The 11,472-nt window shown below is 48.8% G+C and carries 8 protein-coding genes; 7 read left to right on the forward strand and 1 reads right to left on the reverse strand.

Annotated features, from left to right (window positions below; genetic code table 11):
- Position 1 precedes the first annotated feature (1 nt).
- Entirely contained in the window at positions 2-3,190 is a 3,189-nt protein-coding gene (locus E3U44_RS11990) for an efflux RND transporter permease subunit (protein WP_134358415.1), read from the forward strand.
- A 382-nt stretch (positions 3,191-3,572) separates the two neighbouring features.
- Here E3U44_RS11990 and E3U44_RS11995 read toward each other — a convergent pair whose 3' ends face one another.
- The gene (locus tag E3U44_RS11995) at positions 3,573-3,773 is read right to left on the reverse strand and encodes a hypothetical protein (protein ID WP_134358416.1); all 201 of its coding nucleotides are present in this window, start codon (positions 3,771-3,773) and stop codon (positions 3,573-3,575) included.
- Between the two features lie 389 nt (positions 3,774-4,162).
- Between E3U44_RS11995 and E3U44_RS12000 the strand changes: the two genes are divergently transcribed.
- From E3U44_RS12000 to E3U44_RS12025, 6 genes are all read left to right on the forward strand, one after another.
- Positions 4,163-6,124, forward strand: a complete 1,962-nt coding sequence (locus E3U44_RS12000; RefSeq protein WP_134358417.1) for a multicopper oxidase family protein — start codon at positions 4,163-4,165, stop codon at positions 6,122-6,124.
- Between the two features lie 240 nt (positions 6,125-6,364).
- A complete protein-coding gene (locus E3U44_RS12005; RefSeq protein ID WP_134358418.1) occupies positions 6,365-6,865 on the forward strand; it encodes a hypothetical protein in 501 nt (166 codons plus the stop codon).
- Positions 6,866-6,963: 98 nt separating this feature from the next.
- Positions 6,964-8,427, forward strand: a complete 1,464-nt coding sequence (locus tag E3U44_RS12010) for a lactonase family protein (protein WP_134358419.1) — start codon at positions 6,964-6,966, stop codon at positions 8,425-8,427.
- Between the two features lie 100 nt (positions 8,428-8,527).
- Positions 8,528-9,160, forward strand: a complete 633-nt coding sequence (locus tag E3U44_RS12015; RefSeq protein WP_134358420.1) for a hypothetical protein — start codon at positions 8,528-8,530, stop codon at positions 9,158-9,160.
- Between the two features lie 223 nt (positions 9,161-9,383).
- A complete protein-coding gene (locus E3U44_RS12020; RefSeq protein WP_134358421.1) occupies positions 9,384-9,935 on the forward strand; it encodes a hypothetical protein in 552 nt (183 codons plus the stop codon).
- A gap of 465 nt (positions 9,936-10,400) precedes the next feature.
- Complete coding sequence (locus tag E3U44_RS12025) at positions 10,401-11,456, forward strand: multicopper oxidase domain-containing protein (RefSeq protein WP_134358422.1); 1,056 nt, start codon at positions 10,401-10,403, stop codon at positions 11,454-11,456.
- Positions 11,457-11,472 lie beyond the last annotated feature (16 nt).

Genomic DNA, 11,472 nt, shown 5'->3' on the forward strand with positions numbered 1-11,472 from the left:
GATGATTAAGTTTATTATCGATGCCTCCTTCCGGAATAAGTTTCTGGTGCTGATTGCCGCGCTGCTGCTGGTGGCCGTGGGTCTCTGGACCCTAAAAAACACCCCCCTGGATGCGATCCCGGACCTTTCCGATGTCCAGGTGATTGTGTTTACCGAATATCCGGGCCAGGCGCCCCAGGTGGTGGAAGACCAGGTCACTTATCCCCTGACTACCGCCATGTTGGCGGTGCCCTATGCCAAGGTGGTGCGGGGCTATTCCTTCTTCGGCCTTTCTTTTGTCTACATCATCTTCGAAGATGGCACCGACATGTACTGGGCCCGTTCCCGGGTGCTGGAGTACCTCAACTATGTCGGCGGCAGGCTCCCGGCGGGCATCAATCCTTCGTTAGGGCCCGATGCCACGGGGGTAGGCTGGGTCTACGAGTATGCTTTGGTGGATCGGAGCGGAAAACACGATCTGGCCCAATTGCGCACCATCCAGGACTGGTATCTGCGCTATCCGCTACAGACGGTCCCAGGCGTGGCTGAAGTCGCCTCCATCGGGGGGTTTGTCAAGCAATATCAGGTGGAGGTGGACCCTAACGCCTTGCTGGCTTACCACATCCCCCTCTCCAAGGTCAAGCAGGCCATCCAACGCTCCAATAAGGATGTGGGCGGGCGTTTGGTGGAAATGGCTGAGACCGAATATATGGTTCGCGGTCTAGGCTATATCCAGTCCATTGAAGATATCAACAACATCCCGGTGGGGGTGGATAGGCAAGGCACGCCTATCCGTATCGCGGATGTGGCCCATGTGCACTTAGGGCCTGAGTTGCGTCGCGGTCTGGCCGAACTCAATGGGGAAGGGGAAGTGGTCGGTGGGGTGGTGGTCATGCGTTATGGGGAAAACGCCCTGGCCACTATCCAGCGAGTGCGGGCCAAGCTGGAGGAATTAAAGCAGGGATTACCCAAGGGAGTGGAAATCGTGCCAGTCTATGACCGGGGTGCGCTTATCGAGCGGGCGGTGGACAGTCTCCAGGAGACCCTCCTTCAGGAGGTGATCATCGTCAGCCTCGTCCTTGGGCTCTTTCTATTCCATCTCCGTTCCTCCTTGGTGGTCATTTTGGCTTTGCCCATGGCGGTCCTCATCGCCTTTATTATCATGAAAGGGCAGGGTCTCAACGCTAACATCATGTCCTTGGGGGGCATTGCCATTACCATCGGGGCCATGGTGGATGCCGCTGTCGTGATGATTGAGAATGCCCATAAACATCTGGAGCGCGCTGCCCGTGAGAAAGGCGGTCCCCTTACCCCCCATGAGCGCTGGGCGACAGTAGAGGTCGCCGCCAAAGAGGTGGGGCCAGCGCTGTTTTTCTCCCTGGCCATTATGACTGTATCCTATTTGGCCATCTTCACCCTCGAAGCTCAGGAAGGCAGGATGTTTAAGCCCCTGGCCTTCACCGCGACTTATACCATGGCGGCCGGGGCGATTCTTGCCATTACCCTGGTTCCCTTGCTGATGGGGTATTTTATCCGAGGCAAGATCCTGCCGGAGAAAAAAAATCCCGCCAATCGTCTCCTGCATTTCCTGTTTGCGCCGGCAGTCCGTCAGGCTTTGCGTTTTCGCAAAGCTACACTGGTTATCGCTTTTGCTTTGCTTGGAGCGACCCTTTATCCAGTAGCTAAAACCGGCAGTGAGTTTATGCCGCCCCTGGATGAAGGGGATATTCTTTACATGCCTAGCGCCTATCCGGGCATCTCCATCACCAAAGCCAAGGAGGTGCTGCAGCAGACTGATAAGATCTTGGCCACTTTTCCCGAGGTCCATCGTGTTTTCGGTAAAGCGGGACGGGCGGAGACCGCCACCGATCCGGCGCCCCTTTCCATGTTTGAGACCACAGTGCAGCTCAAGCCCAAGGAAGAATGGCCGGATCCCAGCAAAACGACCAAAGAATTGATGGATGAAATGGATGCCGCCATCCAGTTTCCAGGGATTACCAACGCCTGGACCATGCCCATCAAGACCCGCATCGATATGCTTTCCACGGGGATCAAAACCCCTGTGGGGATCAAGGTGAACGGACCGGATCTGGCGGTGTTGGAACAGGTGGCCGGCGACATTGAACGGACGCTTAAGGCGCTCCCGGAGACCTTATCCGCTTTCGGGGATAAGGCCGCCGGGGGCTACTACTTGGATTTCGAGATTTCTCGCGAGGAGGCGGCCCGCTATGGGCTGACTATGGGGGATGTACAAGATGTGATCCAAACCGCCATTGGTGGCATGAAGGTGACGGAAACTGTCGAGGGGCTGGAACGTTATCCCGTGAATCTGCGCTATCCCCGGGAACTGCGGGACAACCTGACTCAGTTGAAACGGGTGTTAATCCCCACCCCGACCGGAACTCAAATCCCTTTATCCCAAGTGGCTAATCTCCGTTTGCATCGAGGGCCGCCTGTGATTAAGAGCGAGAACTCCCGGCCCAATGCCTGGATATACGTGGACATCAAATCCTCAGATATAGGTGGTTACGTGGCTAGGGCCAAGGAAGTGGTGGAACGCGAAGTAAATATTCCCCCAGGGTACACCATCGCCTGGTCCGGGCAGTACGAATACATGGCGCGGGCGGCCAAGCGGTTGCAGATTGTGGTGCCGTTGACCTTGCTGATGATTTTTTTGCTGCTGTACTTTAATTTCCATCGGCTTACTGAACCGCTGCTCGTGATGGGCTTTATTCCCTTCAACCTCATTGGCGGTTTCTGGTTATTGTATGGGCTAGACTTCAATCTGTCTGTGGCGGCAGGAGTAGGTTTCATTGCCTTGGCGGGTATGGGGGCCGAAACGGCGGTGCTCCAATTGACCTTTATCAATCAGGAATTGGCCCAGCGCCGTCAGGCCAAGCTGAAAAAGCGCCAGGAGGGAGAAAATACTCGTCATTCCTCCAAAACTCTGCGCTTGTCGTCCCAAGAGATCATGTCGGCGGTCTATGGGGGGACCCTGGGCCGGATTCGTCCTGTCTTCATGGCCGATTTTTCCACCATTGTTGGTCTCTTGCCTATCATGTGGAGCTCGGGCACTGGAGCCGAGACCATGCAACGAATCGCTGCCCCCATGGTGGGAGGCTTGGTGAGCGTCATGATTCTGAACCTGCTGGTGTTGCCGGTATTTTATGGAATGATCCTCCAAATTCAAGAAAAGTTTCACGGAAGGTAAAAAAGGAAAAACACCCTAGTCTCCGAGCATTATTTAGAAATGCTTTAATATTTTGCACTTTGAGGTTCATTCCCTGCTTGTGGAATAGGTTGAGTTTGAATCTCAGGGATCACTCGTTGTTGATACTGCCTTTCTACGCTCAATAGAGTCGGCGATAAAATAAGTATTTCAGTAAAGGTTTTGAAGTATTCCTGGAGCGAGCTGGTGGCGTGGAGCCAGGGGACAGGGAAGTCCCCGCACCGATTCGCCGGGAGCGAGGGACATCCGGAGGAAGCCCCTTAGGGGGCGCGCCAGGGAGGGCGCGCATCCAACCTTTTTTCAGGGAGGAAAAACGGGGTTGCGGAACACCACCAGTTCGCTCCTAAAACACCTCATATCTTATTTATTTGAGTTTGGCCTTCGTGCCGATATCTAAATCCTTGTTGTATTTGCGCTGAATAACCTCCAGGTTAGTGGGATAAATTGTTCCGGTAACCGTCACTTCCGATTTAGCCTCTACCGTGAGGCCGCTTTCAATTAAATTCGTCCGGATCACCACGACAATCTCGTCATTGAAAAAGCCATCACTTTTCCATAGCCTCACTTCGCTATCGTTAAATATATAAACCTATATTCACTATATGTTAAACCCATGAAACAAAGTTAAAATTTTTTATTTTTTCCATATAAAAACCTCGACAACGAAAAGAGAATTTACTATTTAAATTTAGGCTGAATTTAAATTAACTAAAAAATATCAATGCTTCGGACAGTTTTAGGCAAGCTTACTGCCAATAATCAGAGATTTACCCAATAAAATGCAATTTAAGGATAGCCCTAACTTGCATTTTATTCATCTGGGAATAGCAACTCACTGATCATTTTTAATAACCACTGTCCGAAGCATTGAAATATAAAATTTTTTATAAATGAAAAAAATCCTTGGATAAAAAAATAAGCAGGAGTCTGCCTAGGAAAAGGAGAAAAAAAGAGATGAAAGGGTGCTTCCTGAGGGGGATGTTGTGGACAGGCATGTTTAGTTTTACCAGTGTTGTCTCCAGCGCTGGCGTCAACAACGAGAACCCCATGGGTTGGGACCAACGGCTCAGGGTGGAAGCGGCCACGGATGTAAATCCGGATCCGAACATTGTCGAGGTCTATCTCACAGCGCAAGAGACGGAGGTGGAAATTTTGCCTGGCGTCATGACCACCGTGTGGGCTTATAACGGCCAAGTGCCTGGACCGCGGATCGAAGCCAAGGTGGGGGACACGCTCATCGTCCACCTGACAAATCATTTGCCGCAGGGGACAAGCATTCACTGGCATGGGGTTGAATTGCCCGCGGAGATGGACGGGAGTAACCTAGCGCAGCATGCGGTTCCGCCAGGGGAGTCCTTCACCTACGAGTTTAAGGTGCTTAACGCGGCGACTCACTGGTATCACCCCCACTTCCGGGCGAACGAACAGACTGACTTAGGGCTTGCCGGTCCCCTTATTTTTCGTGACCCGGAGGAGGAGGCCGCACTTGAACTAGCGGGTCTTCCGGATAGCACTGAACTCACCCTCGTTCTCGATGACATGCTTCTTGACGAGGCTGGGCAACCCGTAGCGTTTGCCACTGAAGAATTAGAACTAGCCAAAGCTCACCGCACGCTTCACCCTAAAGAGATTGCAGAGCAGATCGTCAACGGCCGCGAAGGGAACATTCTCCTTGTCAATGGTCAGAAGTTGCCGACTTTACTGGTTCGCCAAGGGGTTCCTCAGCGTTTCCGAATTATCAACGTGGCGAACGGAAGATTCATGCGCCTTTCTATCCCCGGCCACACCCTCTATCGAATCGGGGGCGACGGTGGCCTCCTCAAGGAGGCGATCCCTATTCCTCCCATTGATCAGATTGAAGACCCGGGTGATCCGAGTCGTTCGATTTCTAATCCGGACCCTGAAGTCGGATTGCTGCTCGCGCCCAGTGAACGAGCAGATATCGTGTTCACGCCGTCAAGGCAGAGGGGCCAGACGCTTTACCTGGAGTGGCATGACTTCCCCCGTGGACGACATCGCATTTTGACCGACTCTGTTGGGAATGTGACGGCTTTTGGAGATGAGAAAACGGATGGGAAGACGCCGCCACGCAAGCTCCTGCGTATCCGTGTCGTAGGCAAGACGCCACCTATTTCGGCGTTAAACCTGCCATCACCGCTCCCGCGTTCTAAGCACAGCCCTCTCATGGATATTCGAGGCTTAGTTGATCTTAGCAACACTGGCCAGGGTATCCCAGAGAATACAGGCCAAGCTTTGCCGGTTTTTTTTGGCCATGGAATGCCGCAGCCGAGTGGAGCGATCAATTTCTTTGCTGCGGTGCAGGAGCGGAAGGGATTGTTAGATGCTATCCGGACTAAGACGGCAGAGGTAGCGCTTAGTAACGGTAGGCCAGTAGAAGGAAAGGTAGGGCCGCCTCCCTTTGGTCCGAGACCCTTTTCTGCCGTTGAGTTGAGTACTGCACTCGATTTGACGATCGGCGAAGTCCGGTTTTGGGAAGTCGTTAATTTTACCGGAGCGGACCATCCTTTCCACATGCATGGGTTCTTTTTCCAACCCATCGAAACCGTATTTGTCAATTTTGGCGATGAGACTGCGGGTATTCCTTCAAATATCAAAACGGTGACCTATCCATTGGAGAACAAAGACAGTATCAGAATTCCTGCTAGGCCCGGAATCCTAGGAAAGAGTTGGACAATTACCCGGCTTGCCATCCAATTCGACGACAGTGCTCGGGCGGAATCACCCCTTGGCTTGATGCGCACCCATGCCGAATTGGGGGCCTCGGGTAAAGAGGCGGGAGGTACAGGGACAGGCTTTCCCAATCCGGGGGATTCAGGGGGATGGGTTTTTCATTGCCACATCAACGAGCATGGGGATCAGGGCATGATGTCATTTTTTAATTTAGTGGCACCTTGAGGGTTTTTTGACCAAATTTGTGAATTTATACAGATCTTTATTTGCGAGGTATTAAGTCTATAAAACAAATTTAAAAAAATTTTTTACTTTATATAAAACAGCAGAAACGCTGGGATTCATGTCAATTCCGTGAGGAATTGTAATCGCCGCGAGGTGGCGGCGAACTCATATGACCACGGGTTGATCCGTGGACATCTATTTAAATTACGATAATCGACAATAACTACTTAAGGAGGGTTTATGGATAACAAAACACACTTAGGAATTTCCACGGCAGTTTTATTTTTTTTTGTTGCGATGATTCACACATCCGTATTGGCTGATGAAAAAGAAAAATTTTTTATTTCTGAAACCACAATATTGAAGGGGCTGGAGAGAGGGGCGCTCTTTCCATATCTTGATACTACGCCTAATAAAATAATCCATGCGCACATTGCATTAACTGATTCAACTGCTGCATGCGGGCAGGGAGGAACTGATCCAGATAATATTTCCTTGCTAGTAGGCGTCGCTGGCGGAGATCTAGTTGCGCCAATCTTAGAAAATACAGGAATTGGAAATACTGAACAGTGTGTGTTTCATCTTAGCATTGAGGCAGATAAAGATAGTATTCCATCAGAAATCACGGATATTGTGGTCATCAATAATGGCCCTGCGCCACTGAGTGGTTTTAATACCATCACGGTTTCGGCTACCGTAGAAGAAGATGACGAAGACGACGACCAACACCATCATGACTGATCAATAAAGCCGAGATAAACCTCTAGCGAAAAAAAATATCATTGGCTTGTTGTCGGTCTATTCAAAATTAATTAATTCTTCAATGGGAGAAATAACCTATGCTATTGCTATCAACAACGTTGAATGAGCATAACAGAGGATACGATCAGAAAAAACACGCCAACCAAGGGGAGTTATTAAGTAAAAGTAAATGGATTTCACCCTTCGTACTAATTGCTGGTATGGCGGTCGCTTCCGGGGCGGTAGCCCAGCCCAAAAATTTTCCCCCCGGCAAAAACCTTTCCTCCGGACCGCCTTTTAAAGTCAATCAACCGGACAAAAAAATTGCCGATCTTTATGTATTTTGTGATATTGGAGATATCGAATTAGGACTGATTAATACCAAGACCGATCAGCTTATTCAGGTTTCCCTCGCAAATCTTGAGGGTTGGCCGGGCGAAGAGACTAGTTGTCAGCATGCTTGGACTTCTCCCGACGGCAAAACTCTCTATGCTAGTGTCGATGCCACCCCACCGGATCCGGCCGCCGTTATCGTAGTGGATGTGAAGGAAATCAATTGGGATCTGAACCAAGCTGATCTGGAAATCACGAAGACTTTGGTCCTATCGCCGGCGGGTACTCTTTCCGATTTTCCTGAAGTCCATCAGGTCGATCCCCGCCAGCCGATTGCCGAGTGGATTTCTACGACCTTTACCCAAGCCCATGGGCCGACTTTTTTACCCCATTCTCACTATACGTATGTTACGCAGTATCCTACCAATGAGATACGGGTGATTGATACTCGAACTCAGCAGTTGGCCGCTGTAGATCCCCTTATCTTTCCCCCAGAATCAGGGGAGGTGAGCCGCCAAACCCACGGGGTGAACTTCAATCCTTCGGGAACTATCGGTCTTGGCACCGGCTATTTCTATGGTCACGATGAGATCGATGTTTATCGTGCCGATAAACGTACCGGGGCCCTCGACTACCAGGGATCTATTCATTTGATTGACGAAGAGAAATTAGCCCATGCTGCTTTGACCCATTACACGGTTTGGCTGAACAATCGTTATGCGCTCACTGCTAGCATGCAGTTTGGCCCTACGTCCCTAGCTCCGCCTCCACTTAATTTGGAAATCACCGGTCCAAGTGTCTGGCTCTTAGATGTGATCCGGGGAACGGCTAAACAAATTATCGGCACCGCACAATTCCCCGAGGACGCAGGCGTATTTCGCTCACCCTCGGATCTAGCTGTGGCCAACTTTAAGCTCTATTTAGCGGAGGAAGATACTCTGGATGGCAGCTTCGGTGAAGATGGTTATGTCTCTGTATTCAACATTACTAATCTCCATGAACCGAAGTTTATTAAGCGCCTTAAGCCGGGTGTTGAATTGCCCGATGACTTTAGTGTGGCCCATGGAATTGGGGTGACCTCGAACGAACATTCTGTCTATGTAGCGAGCTACTATTCCAATTACATTATCAAAATCAACACCTTAACGGATGAAGTGGTGAAAGTTTATGGTCCAGAAGATGGACTGAATGCTCCCCACGGCGGCTTTATCGCGGGTAGTACGCGTTAGTCTCTGAATAGACAGAAAGGAAAGATAAAGGCCAGGGAAGGCCTTTTTAAAACCAAGCTTAATCTTATGCTTGGAAAACACCAGGTAAAAGGAGAGTTCGATGAACGCAAAGCGGTTAGATATCCCCTTAATGGCTGTGGCTGTATTGACGTTGAGTGTGATGAGTTCACCCGCCACCCAGGCACGGCCACCGGGATTTTTATCACAAAAAGTACTTCAAGAAACCTACGACTTGAGTCATTTTCCCGGACAGGAAGTTGTGGTCCTAATGGACACAACTAATGTGAATGACATTGTCAGTGGGCACGTAGTGGCGACGCTTCCCAATGAGGATAGTACCTGCGATGAAGGTGAAAGTCCTTATCCGGGACTACTCATAGGGGTAGGTGCTGCAGATAACACTGGTGGAGATAATCCGGCACATCTAGTTTTTCCTATTCCGGAAAACACAGGTATTGGAATGGGCAGAGAAGTGAGCTTTGCAGGTGACAACGTGGCCACCTGTGTATTCCATTTGGATATCGCTCCAGGATTAACGGATGGCGAAAATACAGTCAGTATCATCACAGATATAGCTTTTATAAATACAGCTTGTTCAGAGCCGAATGGTGGAGGTGATCCAGAAGCCTGTGATGATCAAAAAGACAAATTCGATTCCATGCCTGAAGGTACTTCCATTGGGGTCACCGTTAAAATTGGAAACACCGTTTCAACCGACGCCCCAACACCCTGAAGAAAATAAGTTCAAAAAATTGTCCCTACGGCAGGGAGGGCTGCTCATTCACTTGAGAAAGAAATCTACTGTAGATTCAAAGGTAGTTCTGCTCTTATCCGTAAGATCACCCCCGGCTTTTGCCGGGGGTAAATAAAGAGGAGGGGGCACAAAGAACTATTAGTCACTAAAAGGAGATCGCCTATGACGTTAATCTCTGACAATAAAAAAGTTAGTTTGATGGTTGTTTTTTTTTGCGCTTGTCTTAACGGTACTTTTTTTCTTCCCGCAATTAACGCAAGCCCATGAGAGAAGGATTATTGGGCAGTATCAGATAGTGGTAGGAAATCACAGTGAACCTGCTTTTGTTTTTATTCCTAATGCGGCTGATATTTTTATTACCCGTATTGCAGGTGTAGATAAGCCCATTAATGCTAGAGAGGGAGATATCGTTGATTTAGAACTTTACGTCCAGTTTTGTGGAAAAAACAATTTTACTTGTGGTAATAACTGGATAAAACTAGAGGATCCTGAACAGGCACGTGGAACGGAGAATCGATATAACAGCTATTATCTACCGACTCAGCCGGGGACTTATGCCTTTCGTGTTAAGGGGCTAATTGCAGATAGTGATCCAGAAGGCGCTGCATCACTAGAGATCGAAGAGGTTTTTGTTTGTGGTGAAGGTAGTCTGAGTTCAGACTCACAATTTGGTTGTGTAGAGAAACCTCTAGCCGTTCCCGGTCCTGCTATTCCAGGTTCTGTACGAAGCGGCCAAATCAACCCTAATCTGTGAAAATTATAATAAATTATATTAGCCAGTAAGTTCCAGATAAGAGAGGAGGGCTAGGGTGGTTAATGGGCTGACGTGACAAGAGAGTGAATTTGATTTCATGCCTCGCCCAGGGGGGGTTATGACGCCACATCCCCCTCCTCTTTCAAATGCCATTTAGCTACGCCCCCTTGAAACCCAAAGTGCATTCGGAATTGCGCAAGATGACCTGTTTGCCCACATTGTCTCCATGGCACTAGCGCAACTTTCGGGCTGCGCTAGCCTGTGGGTGAATCTGTCTGCTCAGGCCAGAAAGCTCTACCCTTTAGGGAGCGCTACGATGAGCCACTCCTCTCTGACCAACGGCAATAAAAAGCAACTCTGTACACTTATTTTAGGAGTAAATAACACGATTTTTCCTAACCTTTACCGAGCTGAGTGATGTAATCGACAAATTCAATATAGATTAATAAAGGAAGGGGTTTAAAAATGCACAATAACCTATGTGCTGAATTTCCTGCCAATGTCAGCCACTCACAATATGCCCCCCCAGCGATGGGCAAGGTCAGATGGATGATACTCCCATTGCTAGCTTTTGCATTATCCTTTTCCCTATTTGGGAAAAGTGCGTTTGCAAATTCAGCAGGAAAATTGCATGTGATTGAAATGTGGGCTGAAAAAATAGAAAGTAGTGAAGGAGGAGACGATCTTTTTGCCTATCGTATGGCTTCACATGTAATTTTCGAAATGGATGAGAGCAATTCAAATCCAATTGATGTCACTTCTAGATATGCTGGAACAGCAACAATTCCGGGGCCAACGATTATTATTAATGAAGGTGATGAGGTCGAACTTACATTACACCATGGATTTGATCCAGGAGATTCTGCCAAATTAAACCAAGTCAGTGTTCATGTCCATGGCGTCCATTACGATATTTTAAGTGACGGGACACTGGAGTACATTAACTTAGTGACGGATGAAGGTGCTACTGCTATACCTGTCATGAGCTATACTTATCATTGGGTAGCCGCACCGGGGACGGCCGGTACTTGGCCTTATCACGATCATAATATGATTACCCTTAATGGCGCTGAAGACAGAGGACTCTATGGCGCCTTGATTGTTAACGATCAAGCCAATATCGTTACTGTAAGTCAAGGGAATAGAGCCCACAGTGCAGCATTTTCCAGCCTAGAAAAAGAGTATGTCCTGTTTCTTGGGGATGATGCATTTTGGGGGACTGAAATTGATAGTCAGACTGGCCAGCAAATACCACTCTGGGTAAATCCGGATTTATCCGTACAGCAAGGCAGCAATGTTAGGTTTCATTTGATTGCATTGGGAACCAATACCCATCAATTTAAATTTCCAGGTTACAAATGGGTTGATCCAGGAACCAATCTAATTATCACAGAAAAAGCACTAGGCCCGCTTGAGAAACATGTTTTTTCAATCCAAGCAAATCATAGTTCGGTTTATAGGGATCAAACTTTCTCTAGCAAATTGCTGGGTATGAAGGGGCACTTTAAGGCCATTCCCTGAAAAAAATTTCCCATAA

This window comes from Nitrosococcus wardiae, assembly GCF_004421105.1.
Taxonomy (GTDB): Bacteria; Pseudomonadota; Gammaproteobacteria; order Nitrosococcales; family Nitrosococcaceae; genus Nitrosococcus; species Nitrosococcus wardiae.

Bases quoted from the DNA above. Each gene is read 5' to 3' on its own strand.
- E3U44_RS11990 (WP_134358415.1), top strand. From the start codon at position 2: ATGATTAAGTTTATTATCGATGCCTCCTTCCGGAATAAGTTTCTGGTG.
- E3U44_RS12000 (WP_134358417.1), top strand. From the start codon at position 4,163: ATGAAAGGGTGCTTCCTGAGGGGGATGTTGTGGACAGGCATGTTTAGT.
- E3U44_RS12005 (WP_134358418.1), top strand. From the start codon at position 6,365: ATGGATAACAAAACACACTTAGGAATTTCCACGGCAGTTTTATTTTTT.
- E3U44_RS12010 (WP_134358419.1), top strand. From the start codon at position 6,964: ATGCTATTGCTATCAACAACGTTGAATGAGCATAACAGAGGATACGAT.
- E3U44_RS12015 (WP_134358420.1), top strand. From the start codon at position 8,528: ATGAACGCAAAGCGGTTAGATATCCCCTTAATGGCTGTGGCTGTATTG.
- E3U44_RS12025 (WP_134358422.1), top strand. From the start codon at position 10,401: ATGCACAATAACCTATGTGCTGAATTTCCTGCCAATGTCAGCCACTCA.